Source organism: Microbacterium aurantiacum (assembly GCF_002872075.1).
Classification (GTDB): Bacteria; Actinomycetota; Actinomycetes; order Actinomycetales; family Microbacteriaceae; genus Microbacterium; species Microbacterium aurantiacum_A.
Map to the genome: position 1 here is coordinate 161,144 of NZ_PGGU01000005.1, position 13,881 is coordinate 175,024.

Genomic DNA, 13,881 nt, shown 5'->3' on the forward strand with positions numbered 1-13,881 from the left:
GTACCAGCTGGACGGTTCAGTAACCCGTCGCATGATCCTGAGAGGTGTTCCATGACGCGCACGGCGTCGATTCCCACGGTAGACGGCGAAGTCGAGACGGATGCTCCGCGAGCCGGTGCGCGCGGTTGGGCGGCACTCGTCGTCCTCATGCTGCCGGTGCTGCTGGTCTCGGTGGACAACACGGTGCTGAGCTTCGCACTGCCCGAGATCTCCATCGCGCTCGGCCCCACCGGAGCCGAGCAGTTGTGGATCATCGACGCGTACCCGCTCGTCCTGGCCGGGCTCCTCGTCACGATGGGCACTCTCGGCGACAGGTTCGGAAGGAGGCGGATGCTGCTCATCGGTGCGACCGGCTTCGCCGCGGTGTCGGCGCTGGCCGCCTTCGCGCCCACCGCCGGACTGCTCATCGCTGCGCGCGCGCTGCTCGGCTTCTTCGGCGCGATGCTGATGCCCTCCACGCTTTCGCTGCTGCGTTCGATCTTCCGCAACCGCGATCAGCGGCGCATGGCGATCGCCGTCTGGGCTTCGGCTTTCTCCGCCGGTGCCGCACTCGGTCCGATCGTCGGCGGCTTCCTGCTCGAGCACTACGGCTGGGGATCGGTCTTCCTGATCGCGGTGCCGGTGCTCGTCCCGCTGCTCATCGCGGCGCCGCTGCTCGTGCCGGAGAGCCGCGACCCGAACCCGGGCCGAATCGACCCGATCAGCATCCTGCTGTCGATGGGCGCACTGGTCCCGATCGTCTACGCGATCAAGTCCCTCGCCGTCGACGGACCGACGCTCCTGGCCGGCGTCTGGACGCTGCTGGGGATCGTACTCGGTGCACTCTTCGTGCGTCGTCAGCTGCGGGCCGAGGTCCCGATGCTGGATATGGCACTGTTCCGTCGAGGCTCGTTCTCGGGCGCGATCCTGGTGAATCTGCTCAGCGTCGTCGCCCTGGTCGGCTTCCTCTATTTCGTCTCGCAGCACCTGCAGTTGGTGCTGGGACTGTCGCCGATGACGGCCGGGTTCGCGCTCGTGCCTGGCATGGTCGCCATGATCATCGCCGGTCTCACCGTCGTGCCCATCTCTCGTCGGGTGCCGCCGCACGTGCTGGTTCCGTCGGCGCTGGTGTTCTCGGTCGTGGGGTACCTGATCGTGGCGTTCACCTCGCACGAGCACGGCGTCGTGCCGCTGGTGGTCGCGTTCGTGGTGCTCGGGATCGGGATCGGCGCCGCGGAGACCATCTCGAACGAGCTGATCCTCTCCAGCGCGCCCGCCGAGAAGGCGGGAGCCGCCAGTGCGGTCTCCGAGACGGCGTACGAACTGGGCGCGGTGCTCGGCACGGCGGTCCTCGGCGGCATCATCACCGCCTTCTACCGCGGCGCGCTGGTGCTGCCCGACGGACTGCCGACGGAGGCGCTGGATGCCGCGCGAGAGACGCTGGCGGGCGCGTACACGGCGGCGCAGGAGCTGCCCGCGCAGCTCGGCGACGCGCTCTGGAGCGCGGCCGCCACCGCCTTCGGTTCCGGCGTGACCGTGACGTCGTTGATCGGCGCCGGACTCGTCGTCGCGGCCGGAGCGATCGCCGCCGTCACACTGCGCTCGGGTCGTATGCACTGACCAGTACGCTGGATGCACGCCCGCACCGCGCCGGATCGCGGGCGATCCCGATGCAAGGAGTGTCATGTCGCGTGTCGTGAAGCTGGCCGTCATCCCGGGTGACGGCATCGGCCCTGAGGTCGTCACCGAAGCGGAGAAGGTGCTCGCCGCCGTCACCGCAGGCAGCGATGTCACTTTCGACAAGACCCGTTTCTCACTCGGCGCCGCCCGCTTCCTCGAGACCGGCGACACCCTGACGGACGGCGACCTCGAGTCGATCGCCGCGCACGACGCGATCCTCCTCGGCGCCGTCGGCGGCACCCCCGGCGACGTCCGCCTGAAGGACGCGAACATCGAACGAGGGCTGCTCCTGAAGTTGCGCTTCACCCTCGACCACTACGTGAATCTCCGTCCGTCGAAGCTGTTCGCCGGCGCTCCAGGACCCCTCGCGGACCCCGGAGAGATCGATTTCGTCGTCGTCCGCGAGGGCACCGAGGGGCCGTACGTCGGCAATGGGGGCACGATCCGCAAGGGGACCCCGCACGAGATCGCCAACGAGACGTCGGTGAACACCGCGTTCGGCGTCGAGCGCGTCGTCCGCTACGCGTTCGACCTGGCCGAACGCCGCCGCAAGAAGCTCACCCTCGTGCACAAGACCAACGTGCTCGTGCACGCGGGCGGCATCTGGCAGCGCGTCGTGAACGAGGTCGCCGCCGAGCATCCGGACGTGGCTGTCGACTACCTGCACGTGGACGCCGCGACGATCTTCCTCGTCACCGCACCCTCGCGCTTCGATGTCATCGTCACGGACAACCTCTTCGGAGACATCCTCACCGACCTCGCCGGTGCCGTCACGGGCGGCATCGGGCTCGCGGCCTCCGGCAACATCAATCCGGACGGCACGTTCCCCTCGATGTTCGAGCCCGTGCACGGCTCTGCTCCCGACATCGCCGGTCAGCAGAAGGCGGACCCGACCGCCGCGATCCTCTCTGTCGCGCTGCTGCTCGATCACCTCGGCCTCCCAGCGGAGTCCGCACGGGTCAGCGCGGCCGTCGAGGCCGACATCGCCGCCCGCGACAGCGAGCCGCGCACCACGTCGGAGATCGGCTCCGCGATTACCGCCCTGCTCTGACCGAGCGGCCCGGAACCGCGGCGCTCATCCGCGGTTCAGGCGTAGGCTGAAACGGCGCGACGGAGCGCCCACGCACAAGGAATGGATGACGACATGACGACCATCGACGCACAGACGGCCGTGGCGCCGCTCGAGTTCACCGTGATGAAGAACCTGCAGGCGGCGGCGCCCGCACGCCTTGCGGAGGTGCTGGAGAATCCCGGCTTCGGCACCAATTTCACCGATCACATGGTCGACATCTGCTGGTCGGCGAAGGGCGGATGGCACCGGCCGCGCGTGCAGCCCTATGGCCCGATCCCGCTCGACCCGGCGGCGTCCGTTCTGCACTACGGCCAGGAGATCTTCGAGGGCATCAAGGCGTACCGGCACGCGGACGGCTCGATCCACACGTTCCGTCCCGATCGCAACGCGGCCCGGCTGCAGGCGAGCGCCCGCCGCCTGGCGCTTCCGGAACTCCCGACCGAGTACTTCATCCAGTCGCTGCGCGAGCTCATCGCCGTCGACGGCCGCTGGGTGCCGTCGGGTGTCGATCAGAGTCTGTACCTGCGGCCCTTCATGTTCGCGAAGGAGGCCTTCCTCGGCGTCCGGGCCGCCCAGAAGGTCGCGTACTACGTGATCGCCAGCCCCGCCGGCGCGTACTTCTCCGGCGGCGTGAAGCCGGTGCGTATCTGGCTCTCCGAGGACTACGCCCGTGCCGGCCGCGGCGGCACGGGGAAGGCGAAGACCGGCGGCAACTATGCCTCCAGCCTGCTGCCGCAGGCCGAGGCGAGTGCCCGGGGCTGCGACCAGGTGGTGTTCCTCGACGAGAATCGCAATGTCGAGGAGCTCGGCGGCATGAACGTCGTGTTCGTGTTCAAGGACGGCCGCGTGGTCACGCCTCAGTCCGACAGCATCCTCGAGGGCATCACCCGCGACTCCCTCCTGCAGCTCGCCGAAGATCGCGGTTACACCGTCGAGAAGCGCCCGATCTCGATCGACGAGTGGCGTGAGGGCGTCGCTTCCGGCGACATCGTCGAGGTGTTCGCCTGCGGCACTGCCGCCGTCGTCACGCCGATCGGTGCCCTCGTCGGCGAGGGCTTCGACGAGGAGCAGCCCATCGGCGAGCTCGCGCTCTCGTTGCGCGAAGAGCTCACCGACATCCAGTACGGCCGCCGTGAGGACAAGCACGGCTGGCTGGTCCGTCTGGACGCGTGAGGTTCTAGGCTGGACGGGTGAAGATCTCCCGGTTCAGCCACAACGAAGCCATCACCTACGGAATCCTCGACGAGAAGGATCTGGTCGTCCTCGCCGGCGACCCCCTTTTCGCCGGATACGAGACGACCGGCGAACGCGTGCCGTTCGCGGATGCGGTGCTGCTGGCCCCGGTCATCCCGCGGTCGAAGGTCGTCTGCGTCGGCAAGAACTATCACGATCATGCCGCCGAGATGGGGGGAGTGGCGCCGGAGGAGCCGTTGCTGTTCCTCAAGCCGAACACCTCGGTGATCGGCCCCGGCGACGCGATCGTGCGTCCGACTCTGTCGGAGCGCACCGAGTACGAGGGCGAGCTGGCGGTGGTGATCGGACGCATCGCGAAGAACGTGAAGGCGGCGGATGCCCTGGACTACGTCCTCGGCTACACGATCGGCAACGATGTGACCGCGCGCGACCTGCAGCGCAAGGACGGCCAGTGGGCGAGGGCCAAGGGCTTCGACACGTTCTGCCCCCTCGGCCCGGTGATCGAGACCGATTTCGACCCGGCATCCGCCACCATCGAGACCCGGGTCAACGGCGAAGTGCGTCAGCATGCTCCGCTCACCGACATGATCCATTCGGTTCCGGCGATCATCGAGTACGCCTCGGCCGTCTTCACCCTGCTGCCCGGCGACGTGATCCTCACCGGCACGCCGGCGGGCGTCGGCACGTTCGAGGCCGGTGACACCGTCGAGGTCGAGATCACCGGTCTCGGCGTCCTGCGCAGTTCCGTGCGCGACGCACCGCCCGCGTCATGAGCGTCGCCGCCCTGACGGAGCAGCAGCAGGCGGCGGTGCAGCGCCGGACGGTGCTGGTGCTGTCGATCGGGCAGGTGCTCGGCGGCATCGCCTTCGGGGCGACGGTCTCGCTCGGCGCGCTGCTGGCCGCCGACCTCTCGGGCAACGACGCGTTGTCGGGGCTGGCCACGGCGTCGGTGACTCTCGGAGCGGCGGTCTGCGCGATACCGCTGGCGAAGCTCGCCGCCCGCGTCGGCCGTCGTCGGGCGCTCACCCTCGGCAACCTCTTCGCGCTCGTGGGCATCGTCGTGGTGATCCTCGCCGCGGCACTGCGCGTGTTCCCATTGCTGCTCGTCGGCATCCTGATGATCGGCGCGGGAAACGCGGGCAACCTTCAATCGCGCTTCGCCGCCACCGACCTCGCCGCGCCCCTGCACCGCGGTCGTGACCTGTCCGTCGTGGTGTGGGCGACGACGGTGGGGGGAGTCGCCGGCCCGCTGCTGCTCGGCCCCGGGGAGATCGTGGGCGGCGCGATCGGGATGCCGCCGCTCACCGGATCGTACGTGTTCTCCTTCGTGGCGCAATGCGCGGCGCTGCTGCTGTACCTCGTCGCGCTGCGGCCGGACCCGCTGCTCGTCGCGCAGAGGATCGCGAAGGCGGCAGCCGAAGCCACAGGGCAGGTGGTCGCCGATCGTCCGCTCGCCGCTCGCTACGCGATCTTCGCCGTCGCCGGTTCCCACGTCGTGATGGCGTCGGTGATGGCGATGACCCCGGTGCATCTCGCGCATATGGCGCACGCCGCTCACGGCGGGCACGCCTCTTCAGAAGATGTCTCGCTGCTGGTCGGCGTGACCATCGCGCTCCATGTCGGCGGCATGTTCGCGCTCTCGCCGGTGTTCGGCATCCTCGCCGATCGCTGGGGCCGTCTGCGCGTGGTGCTGCTGGGTCAGCTGCTGCTGGCAGGGGCGCTGGGCTTCGCCGTCTTCGCGAACGCCTCGCCGGCCGGGGTCATGATCGCGCTGGTCCTGCTCGGGCTCGGCTGGAGCGCCGCGACGGTCGCCGGTGCGGCGCTGCTCACCGAGGCGAGCGCCTCCGACGTGCGCACCGCCCGTCAGGGCCGCAGCGACTCGTTGATGAGCCTGTCGGCGGCGGCCGGGGCGGTGCTCGCCGGCGTGATCCTCGCCAACTTCCAGTACGCCGGACTGGGGGCCGCCGGGTTCGTGATCGTCATCGCGATCGTCGTCCTTTCGCCGTTGGCGCGCCGCGGGATGAGATGAGGGCATGGGCGGGTGTCGGCGAAGCCTACGCGGCTTCATACGCGGCACTCTGCGCGGGAACCAGCGATGCTCTCGCAGCGGAACTCGGATCGGGCCGCGGCAGATCGCTCCTCGATGTCGGGGCGGGCACCGGGCTCCTCGCTGCGCACTTCACAGCGCGCGGATGGGATGTGACGGGTTGCGAGCCGGAATCGACGATGCGGGCGGTCGCCGCGCGGGCGCACCCGGAGGTCCCGTTCGTCCACGGCGCGCTTCCTGTCCTGCCGTTCGGCGAAGCGGAGTTCGATGCCGTGACGGCGAATTTCGTGCTCAACCACGTGGACGATCCGCGGCGCTCGGCGCGAGAGCTCGCCCGGGTGAGCGCCGACCTCGTGGCGGCGTCCATCTGGGTGCGGTCGCCGTCCTGGTTGTGGCGTGAAGTCTGCGAGAGGGCGGGACTCCTTCCCGCCGCGGGGGAGCGGCTCGCCCCGGAGAAGGACTTCGAACGCGATGCGGAGGGATTCGCCGGGATGCTCCGCGACGGCGGCTGGCGCGAGGTCGTCGTATCGGAGCTCACCTGGACGTGGCAGGCGGAGCCGGCCGCGCTGTGGGCCTCCGCCGAGGGCGGTGTGGCATCCGCCGGCGCGTTCTACCGGGCTCTCGACGAATCGGGTCGACGCCGCTTCCGTGGCGCGTTCGACGAACTGTGCGCCGAGCGCGCGGTCGACGGGGTCGTGGCCCTGCCGCACACCGCCGCCATCGCGTCGGGTCATCGCGGCTGAGGCGTCCGGGCGTTCCGAGGCGAATCGGCGCGGAGGCAACGCGCCGTAGGATTGGAGGGCTATGGCTACCCCTCACCCCCTCACCACGACCGCAAGCGGCGCCGACGTCCGCGTTCGCTTCTGCCCTTCGCCGACGGGCCTGCCGCATGTCGGCATGGTGCGCACGGCGTTGTACAACTGGGCCTACGCCCGCCACAACGGCGGCAAGATGATCTTCCGGATCGAGGACACCGATGCCGCCCGTGACAGCGAGGAGAGCTTCCGCCAGCTCGTCGACGCGCTCAGCTGGCTGAAGATCGACTGGGACGAGGGCGTCGAGGTCGGAGGTCCGCACGCGCCGTACCGTCAGTCGCAGCGTCATGACATCTACCGGGGCGTGATCGACAAGCTCGTCGAGTCCGGCGCTCTGTACGAGAGCTACTCGAACGCGGAGGAGATCGACGCCCGCAACGAGGCCAACGGGCGCGCGAAGCAGCTCGGCTACGACAACTTCGACCGCGACCTCACCGACGAGCAGAAGGCGGCGTTCCGTGCCGAGGGCCGTCAGCCCGCACTGCGCCTGCGGGTGCCCGACGAGGACCTCACCTACGTCGACCTCATCCGCGGCGAGGTCACTTTCCCCGCCGGGTCCTTCCCGGACTTCGTCGTCGTGCGGCCGAACGGCGTGCCGCTGTACACCTTCGTCAACCCGGTCGACGATGCGCTGATGGGCATCACGCACGTGCTGCGCGGTGAAGACCTGATGCCGTCGACCGCGCGCCAGCTCGCACTGTACGCCGCGCTCATCGAGGCCGATGTCACCACGTTCGTGCCGCGGTTTGCCCACATGCCGCTCGTGCTGGGGGAGACCGGCAACAAGAAGCTCTCCAAGCGCGACCCGCAGGCCGATCTGTTCCTGCACCGCGAGCGCGGGTTCATCCACGAGGGGCTGCTGAACTATCTGGCACTTCTCGGCTGGTCGATCGGTCACGACCGCGACGTCTTCTCCCTCGAGGAGTTCACCGCCGCATTCGACATCGTGAACGTGAACCCGAACCCGGCGCGCTTCGATCAGAAGAAGGCCGAGTCGATCAACGGCGACCACATCCGGATGCTCGACGTGAAGGATTTCGCCGAGCGAAGCATCCCGTACCTCGCTGCGGCCGGGCTGTTCGACGAACCCACCCACGAGCAGCTCGTGCTCGCCTTCCGGGCCGCGCCGCTCGTGCAGGAGCGCGTACAGCTTCTCGGGGAGGTCCCGGGGATGCTCGGCTTCCTGTTCACCGACGAGATCACCTACGAGGCCGACGCCCTGAAGGGGCTGCCGGCGAACGCCGCCGAGGTGCTGGAAGCGTGCGTCGCCGCGCTCGAGCCCCTGGAAGACTTCACCCCGGCAGCGATCCAGGATGCTCTCGCCGTCGCGCTCGTAGAAAAGCTCGAACTGAAGCCGCGCATCGCCTACGGTCCGCCGCGCGTCGCGATCACGGGGCGCCGCATCTCTCCGCCTCTGTTCGAGTCGATGGAGCTCATCGGCAAGGACGAGTCGCTTCGACGCCTACGTGCCCTCGCGGAACTCCGCGGGGTCTGACGACGCGCCCGAGCGGCGGCGGAATCCGGCTGTTTTGGTGTTCCGGCCGCCGCTCGGGTAGGCTTGACTCTCGGTGCGAGACGCGTTTTCGCCCTTGGGGTATGGTGTAATTGGCAACACGGCGGTTTCTGGTTCCGTTGTTCTTGGTTCGAGTCCAGGTACCCCAGCAAGATCGAAACCCCCGCTCAGGCGGGGGTTTTCTTGTACCCGGCTGGCCCCATCTCTCGATAGCCGTGGTTTGCGCGCCAGCTGACTAGCAGGGCGTCACGACACTCGCCAGCCCCTTTGCTCTTCCCGCTCCGCAGAGACATCCTCCTTGCGATGCCGCCGTCCACGGCGGTCGGAAAGGAGCCGAGATGGCCATCACCCTGAATCAAGACGCGCTCTCCCATGCGCGAGGTCTTCTGCGACGCGGTGAGGTCGTCGCGGACGTGCGCGACGACTGGAGCGAACATGCGCCCAGCACGCAGGACGAGAACGCGTTCATCGATGATCACGGCATGAGCGAGTTCGCGTTGTGGCACCTGGGGGAGGACACCGACGAGAACGAGGGGACGAAAGGCCGTTACAGCTTCCCGTACGGCGACTTCAGGAAGCTGCATCGGTGCGCCGTGATCTCGGGCGAGAGCCGGGCCGGTCAATACGATCATGCAGAGATCGAGAAGGCGCTCAAGGACCTGCTCACTGCGATCGACGAGAAATCCGGGTGAAGGACGACCGTGCCGGAAGGCGCTACTCGCACTCGCCGATGAAGCCGAGATAGCAGACGGCCTCATGTGTGACCGCGGGGCGGTAGTCGTCGTTCGACACCTCGCGGGTTGACATCTCCGCCGTGCGGTGCAGGTGCCCGTAGGTGCCGAGGCTGGCGACGACGCCGTCCGTGCCGGCTGCCTTCATCTCATCGATCGACGCGAGATAGTCCTCGCAGAGCGATGTCGCGCTCACCGTGAGCTCGACATCGGCGCACGCCGCGTTGTACTGGGCGACCATCGCGTTGGTGCAGTCCGCCCACGGCTGGTCCACCCAGCAGGGGTTCACCGCGTCCATGGTGACGTCGTACAGACCGGTCTCGTACTCCTCGCTGTGGAACGTCTCCGGCTGCTCGGGGACGTCGACTTTGGTCCAGTGGTGCGCCGTCGTGAAGGCGATGACAACGACCGTCAGGGCGATCAGGATCAACGCTCCGAAGGTCGACAGCAGCACCCACAGCCCGGTGTTCCTGCTCCTGGTGGCGGCTCCGGAAGAAGGATGCGCGACCGGCGCCGAGACGGCATCGCCGAGCGGCTCCGTCGGGAAGAAGTCGTGTTCGCCGCCGGCGGCGAAGACCGGCTGAGGATTCGCGGCGAGCCAGTGCGCGTAATGCGAACGGGTGAGCTGATCATCTGCATGGACGTGCTGCGCCTGGGCATCCGACATCCAGACGCCCAGAGCGTCTCGCGTCTCGGCGTGCAGCAGCGCGGCGTGGAACTCGTCGAATGACACAGGCATACTGTGATGATCTCAGAAGTGGACCGAGCCGGAAACACGAGGACGATCGATGGGCGGAAGGGTGCTGCAGATGCGGCTGGTGCTCGAGGCCGCGGACTACGACGACGCCGTCGCCTTCTATCGCGACGTGCTCGGTGCTCCGGAGGAGCTGTTCATCGACAGCGGAGACGGCGCGCGTGTGACGATTCTCGACGTCGGACGGGCGACGCTCGAGTTGAGCACGCCTGAACAGGTCGACCTCATCGACGAGGTCGAGGTCGGACGTCGTGTGAGCCCGCGTATGCGCGTGGCGTTCGAGGTCGTCGACACCGCCGCCACGACGTCGGACATGGTCGCGGCCGGGGCCGTGGAGATCGCACCGCCGACGCGAACGCCATGGAATTCGCTCAACGCGCGGCTCGCTGCGCCGGGAAACCTGCAGATCACCGTGTTCGAGGAACTCGGCTGACGCGGTTCTGACCCTCGTCGTCGGCGCGACGCCGATGTCGGCGCCATCCGGGAGAATGAAGGGGTGCCCGGTATGAAGACGTTCTGGAATTCCCTGCCCACCGAGGGCCGTTGGCTGCTGTCGACGGTGGCGATCCAGACTCTCGGGCGCGGGATGACCCTGCCGTTCACGATCATCTATTTCCACGAGGTGCGCGGTTTCGATCTCGGCCTCTCGGGTGCGCTGATGAGCCTCATCGCGATCACCGGCCTCATCGTCACCGGCCCTGGCGGCACGCTCATCGACCGATACGGTGCCCGCAGGGTGCTGCTCGCCGGTCTTGTCGCCATGATCGCGGGCTGCTCACTGCTGGCCTTCGCATCCCATCCGGCGGTCGCGGCGATCGCCGTGGTTCTCATCGGCATCAACTTCGGGGTGTCGTGGCCCGGCTTCAACGCCCTCATCGCGACGGTCGTCGACGGCGAGGTCCGTCAGCAGTACTTCGGCGTGAACTTCGCGTTGGTGAATCTCGGCATCGGCGTCGGCGGGATCATCGGCGGGTTCTTCGTCGATGTCACCGATCCCGGCACATTCACCGCGATCTTCCTCATCGACGCCGCGAGCTCGCTCATCCCGCTCGCTCTCCTCCTCGGTCCGCTGCGCAACGTGCGCACTCAAGCGGAAGCGGAGGAAGGGGCAGCGCCGGCAGGCGGGTATCGCGAGATCCTGCGGCGCCCGGCCGTGCTGTGGCTCACCGTGCTGACATTCCTGGCCGTGTTCATCGGCTACGGGCAGATGGAGGCCGGGTTCCCCGCCTTCGCCCGACAGGTGGCCGAGGTCTCGACGCGTGTCGTCGGACTGTCGTTCGCCGTGAACACCGCCGTCATCGTGCTGCTGCAGTTCGCGGTTCTCCGATTCATCTCCGGCAGACGCCGGACCAGGGTCATGCAGGTGATGGCCCTGATCTGGGCGCTCTCGTGGGTGGTGCTCGGAGCGACCGGCTTCCTCCCTGACTCTCTGGCAGCGGCGATCGGGGTCCTCGCGTTCATGGGAGTCTTCGCCTTCGGAGAGACCATGCTGCAGCCGACGGTTCCCGCGATCTACAACGATCTCGCGTCAGACAGCACCCGAGGCCGGTACAACGCCATCAATTCAGCGGCCTTCCAGGGCGGCGCCATCACCGGTCCGCTCGCGGCCGGCCTGCTGCTGGGAGCGGGACTGGACGCCTGGTTCATCGCGGTGATGGTCGCCGGAGCCCTCGGGGTCGGCGTTCTCGCGATCGTTCTCGAGCGCGTCGTTCCGGCATCGGCGAACGGCGAGCAACCGGAGATCACCCCGGTCGCGGTCGATCAGGACACCTCACCGGCGCCGGAGCCCTGAGCCCCCTGTGAGGCCCCGAGCTCGGAGCGTCACAGAGAGGGGTGCTCAGACGCGCAGGTCGGGGTCGTCTCCGCGCACGTCATCCCGGGGGGCCTGCGGTATTCCCGACGCCGATGGGGTCGTGGGGCTCACGGTCGCATCGCTTGCCGTGCCGCTCGAGGGCGTCGCCGCGGTGTCGGTGGTGGTACCGCCGTGGATCTCGCCACGCCAAGCGCCGGTCGGAGTGTGACGCTCCTCGATGAACTCCTTGAATCGTTGGAGGTCGCGTTTCACGACCATGTCATCGATGTGCAGCGCAGCTCCCGCCTTCTCGACGAAACCCTCGGGTTCCCACTTCATGCTGAGCTCGACGTGGGTGCCGCCCTCGGGATCAGGTCGAAATGAGACGCGTCCCTCGTGGGCGACTTCGTTCAGGCTGCGCCACACGACGTGGTCGTCGGGAACCTGGTCCACGATGCGGGCGTCGAATTCGCGGCGCACTCCGCCGATATTGACGATCCAGTGGGTGGTCGTGTCATCCAGCTGCGTCACGTCCTCGACACCGCTGAGGTACTCCGGGAACGACTCGAACTGCGTCCACTGCTCGTAGGCCGTACGGATCGGCACGTCCACTTCGATGTCCGATGTGATGGTGTTGCTCATCTTGACTCCTTCCGTCGGGTCACCTCTGTGACTCAGTCACGGTAAGCGGCATACGCAAGGGCGGAGAGGGGGTTGCTCATCGGGCGGACGCGGACTATGGCGAGCGGGCAACGGTGGTCACGACGGTGCGCCCCACTGGATGAGGACGCAGCAGATCATGCCGATCAGGGTGACCGCTGCCATCGCCAGGAAACAGATCGCCATCCGCTGCAGGCGTCGCAGGCCGGGCGATGCCGAGAGACGCACCGCGACCATCGCCGCGTACAAGGCGACCATGAGCACGATCGTGGCCATCGCCACCGCGCCCGATGCTCGCCCGGTGGCGACGATGCCCACGAGCGGGATCAGGCAGATCACGGCGAATACTGCGCCGACGACGATCCAGATCGTTCCGGAGGACGTCATCAGCGCCGGCTGGTTCCGCACGCGTGTCGCGTCACGGGCCGCGCCGGCATTGCTCCTCACCGGGCCATGAATCATCGCCAGCCTCCTTCTTCGGGCCGTGCCTTGAGCTTCGACCTGCCGCACGCACGAGGAGAAGTCCCTGGACAAGGGGCGCGTTCGGGTATAGGCCGCCCCGGGCATAGCACCGGCCGCCGGATGGGCACCACCCCCTTCCATCGGCGCGGGGCGTCCCGGCATCGTGGGCTCGATGGCAGCAGGGCTGCCGCGGGCGAGAGAGGAATCAGGGATGATGGCATCGTTGGTTCGTGTGGTTCCCGGCCAGGAGGCGGGTTTCCGGCGCGTCCGCTCAGGTCGGGGATTCCGTTACCTCGATGACGCGGGCCGCCCGGTCGGCGACGGTGACCGCGAACGCATCCACGACCTGGCGATCCCGCCGGCGTGGCAGGACGTGTGGATAGCCGCCGAACCGCTCGCGCACATCCAGGCGGTCGGAGTGGATGAAGCCGGGCGCCGCCAGTACCTCTACCATCCGCTCTGGCGTGTCCGTCGCGATCGGCGCAAGTTCGGCAGGGCGCTGGCCCTTGCCGAGGCACTGCCTGCCGCGCGTGCCAGGGTCACCCGCGCGTTGCGCGAGCAGGAGGCGTCTCGCAGTCGCGTCCTGGCGACCGCGTTCCGCCTGCTGGATGATGCGGCGCTCCGCATCGGTTCTGAGCGGTATCTCGTGCGACACGGGAGTCGCGGGCTCACCACGCTGCGGCGGCGCGACGTCAGGGTGGACGGATCGACCGTCTCGCTCTCATTTCCTGCGAAGAGCGGACGCCGAGCCAGCATCGAGATCACCGATCCTGTCCTCGCGGACGCACTCTCCGACCTTGCGGCGGGTCCGGACCGGGCGCCCCTGCTGGCGTACCTGCGGGGGAGGCGACGAGTCAGGATCACCCCCGGCGAGGTCAACGCCTACCTGCGCGAGGTCACAGGCGGCTCCTTCACAGCGAAGGACTTCCGGACTCTGCACGGCACGATCCTCGCGGCCGACGCGCTGGCGCGGATCGGCCGGCTCGGCACGGTGCGCGAACGGCGCAGAGCAGAGCGCCTGGCTGTGCAGGCGACCGCGTCGGCGTTGGGCAACACCACCGCCGTCGCTCGCGGCAGCTACATCGATCCGCGCGTCTTCCGCGAGTACGCCCGCGGCCGGATGCTGGACCTGACCGTGTCTCCGGAGACGGCGATCCGCCGGCTCCTCTGCTGAGGGTGAAG

The 13,881-nt window shown here is 68.3% G+C and carries 14 protein-coding genes and 1 tRNA gene; 12 read left to right on the plus strand and 3 right to left on the minus strand.

The features are described from left to right. The first annotated feature begins 51 nt into the window (after positions 1 to 51). The 9 genes from CUR96_RS03735 to CUR96_RS03775 all read left to right on the plus strand — a co-directional run bounded on the left by CUR96_RS03735 (position 52) and on the right by CUR96_RS03775 (position 8,992). The gene (locus tag CUR96_RS03735; RefSeq protein ID WP_102191943.1) at positions 52 to 1,599 is read left to right on the plus strand and encodes an MFS transporter; all 1,548 of its coding nucleotides are present in this window, start codon (positions 52 to 54) and stop codon (positions 1,597 to 1,599) included. 64 nt (positions 1,600 to 1,663) lie between these two features. Next, positions 1,664 to 2,710, plus strand: coding sequence for a 3-isopropylmalate dehydrogenase (locus CUR96_RS03740; RefSeq protein ID WP_102191944.1), 1,047 nt, complete (start codon positions 1,664 to 1,666; stop codon positions 2,708 to 2,710). A 93-nt stretch (positions 2,711 to 2,803) separates the two neighbouring features. After that, positions 2,804 to 3,904, plus strand: a complete 1,101-nt coding sequence (locus tag CUR96_RS03745; RefSeq protein ID WP_102192254.1) for a branched-chain amino acid aminotransferase — start codon at positions 2,804 to 2,806, stop codon at positions 3,902 to 3,904. Positions 3,905 to 3,921: 17 nt separating this feature from the next. Beyond that, positions 3,922 to 4,698, plus strand: a complete 777-nt coding sequence (locus CUR96_RS03750; RefSeq protein ID WP_102191945.1) for a fumarylacetoacetate hydrolase family protein — start codon at positions 3,922 to 3,924, stop codon at positions 4,696 to 4,698. Further along, complete coding sequence (locus tag CUR96_RS03755; protein ID WP_102191946.1) at positions 4,695 to 5,954, plus strand: MFS transporter; 1,260 nt, start codon at positions 4,695 to 4,697, stop codon at positions 5,952 to 5,954. The genes CUR96_RS03750 and CUR96_RS03755 overlap by 4 nt, the downstream gene beginning before the upstream one ends. Beyond that, complete coding sequence (locus tag CUR96_RS03760; protein ID WP_102191947.1) at positions 5,951 to 6,715, plus strand: class I SAM-dependent methyltransferase; 765 nt, start codon at positions 5,951 to 5,953, stop codon at positions 6,713 to 6,715. Before CUR96_RS03755 ends, CUR96_RS03760 begins: the two co-directional genes overlap by 4 nt. A gap of 61 nt (positions 6,716 to 6,776) precedes the next feature. Beyond that, on the plus strand, positions 6,777 to 8,282 hold the full coding sequence (gene gltX, locus CUR96_RS03765; RefSeq protein WP_102191948.1) for a glutamate--tRNA ligase: 1,506 nt from the start codon (positions 6,777 to 6,779) through the stop codon (positions 8,280 to 8,282). Between the two features lie 95 nt (positions 8,283 to 8,377). Then, positions 8,378 to 8,449 (plus strand) — tRNA-Gln (locus CUR96_RS03770). Positions 8,450 to 8,638: 189 nt separating this feature from the next. After that, positions 8,639 to 8,992, plus strand: a complete 354-nt coding sequence (locus CUR96_RS03775) for a hypothetical protein (RefSeq protein ID WP_102191949.1) — start codon at positions 8,639 to 8,641, stop codon at positions 8,990 to 8,992. 22 nt (positions 8,993 to 9,014) lie between these two features. On the opposite strand, the gene CUR96_RS03780 is transcribed toward CUR96_RS03775, so the two are convergent. Then, on the minus strand, positions 9,015 to 9,770 hold the full coding sequence (locus CUR96_RS03780) for a hypothetical protein (protein WP_102191950.1): 756 nt from the start codon (positions 9,768 to 9,770) through the stop codon (positions 9,015 to 9,017). A gap of 49 nt (positions 9,771 to 9,819) precedes the next feature. Between CUR96_RS03780 and CUR96_RS03785 the strand changes: the two genes are divergently transcribed. Both CUR96_RS03785 and CUR96_RS03790 read left to right on the plus strand, forming a co-directional pair. Next, positions 9,820 to 10,218, plus strand: coding sequence for a VOC family protein (locus CUR96_RS03785; RefSeq protein WP_102191951.1), 399 nt, complete (start codon positions 9,820 to 9,822; stop codon positions 10,216 to 10,218). Positions 10,219 to 10,290: 72 nt separating this feature from the next. Continuing rightward, positions 10,291 to 11,577, plus strand: coding sequence for an MFS transporter (locus tag CUR96_RS03790; protein ID WP_102191952.1), 1,287 nt, complete (start codon positions 10,291 to 10,293; stop codon positions 11,575 to 11,577). A gap of 45 nt (positions 11,578 to 11,622) precedes the next feature. Here CUR96_RS03790 and CUR96_RS03795 read toward each other — a convergent pair whose 3' ends face one another. Together CUR96_RS03795 and CUR96_RS03800 are read right to left on the minus strand one after the other, a co-directional pair. Continuing rightward, entirely contained in the window at positions 11,623 to 12,219 is a 597-nt protein-coding gene (locus CUR96_RS03795) for an SRPBCC family protein (protein ID WP_102191953.1), read from the minus strand. A 117-nt stretch (positions 12,220 to 12,336) separates the two neighbouring features. After that, positions 12,337 to 12,699, minus strand: a complete 363-nt coding sequence (locus CUR96_RS03800) for a hypothetical protein (RefSeq protein WP_102191954.1) — start codon at positions 12,697 to 12,699, stop codon at positions 12,337 to 12,339. 214 nt (positions 12,700 to 12,913) lie between these two features. On the opposite strand from CUR96_RS03800, the gene CUR96_RS03805 reads away from it, so the two are divergent. Next, positions 12,914 to 13,873: a DNA topoisomerase IB gene (locus CUR96_RS03805; protein ID WP_102192255.1), complete on the plus strand. Its 960-nt coding sequence runs from the start codon at positions 12,914 to 12,916 to the stop codon at positions 13,871 to 13,873. The last annotated feature ends 8 nt before the right edge of the window (positions 13,874 to 13,881 follow it).

Coding starts and splice junctions, on each gene's coding strand:
- CUR96_RS03735 (WP_102191943.1), top strand. CDS start 52: ATGACGCGCACGGCGTCGATTCCCACGGTAGACGGCGAAGTCGAGACG.
- CUR96_RS03740 (WP_102191944.1), top strand. CDS start 1,664: ATGTCGCGTGTCGTGAAGCTGGCCGTCATCCCGGGTGACGGCATCGGC.
- CUR96_RS03745 (WP_102192254.1), top strand. CDS start 2,804: ATGACGACCATCGACGCACAGACGGCCGTGGCGCCGCTCGAGTTCACC.
- CUR96_RS03755 (WP_102191946.1), top strand. CDS start 4,695: ATGAGCGTCGCCGCCCTGACGGAGCAGCAGCAGGCGGCGGTGCAGCGC.
- CUR96_RS03760 (WP_102191947.1), top strand. CDS start 5,951: ATGAGGGCATGGGCGGGTGTCGGCGAAGCCTACGCGGCTTCATACGCG.
- gltX (WP_102191948.1), top strand. CDS start 6,777: ATGGCTACCCCTCACCCCCTCACCACGACCGCAAGCGGCGCCGACGTC.
- CUR96_RS03775 (WP_102191949.1), top strand. CDS start 8,639: ATGGCCATCACCCTGAATCAAGACGCGCTCTCCCATGCGCGAGGTCTT.
- CUR96_RS03780 (WP_102191950.1), bottom strand. CDS start 9,770: ATGCCTGTGTCATTCGACGAGTTCCACGCCGCGCTGCTGCACGCCGAG.
- CUR96_RS03785 (WP_102191951.1), top strand. CDS start 9,820: ATGGGCGGAAGGGTGCTGCAGATGCGGCTGGTGCTCGAGGCCGCGGAC.
- CUR96_RS03790 (WP_102191952.1), top strand. CDS start 10,291: ATGAAGACGTTCTGGAATTCCCTGCCCACCGAGGGCCGTTGGCTGCTG.
- CUR96_RS03795 (WP_102191953.1), bottom strand. CDS start 12,219: ATGAGCAACACCATCACATCGGACATCGAAGTGGACGTGCCGATCCGT.
- CUR96_RS03800 (WP_102191954.1), bottom strand. CDS start 12,699: ATGATTCATGGCCCGGTGAGGAGCAATGCCGGCGCGGCCCGTGACGCG.
- CUR96_RS03805 (WP_102192255.1), top strand. CDS start 12,914: ATGGCATCGTTGGTTCGTGTGGTTCCCGGCCAGGAGGCGGGTTTCCGG.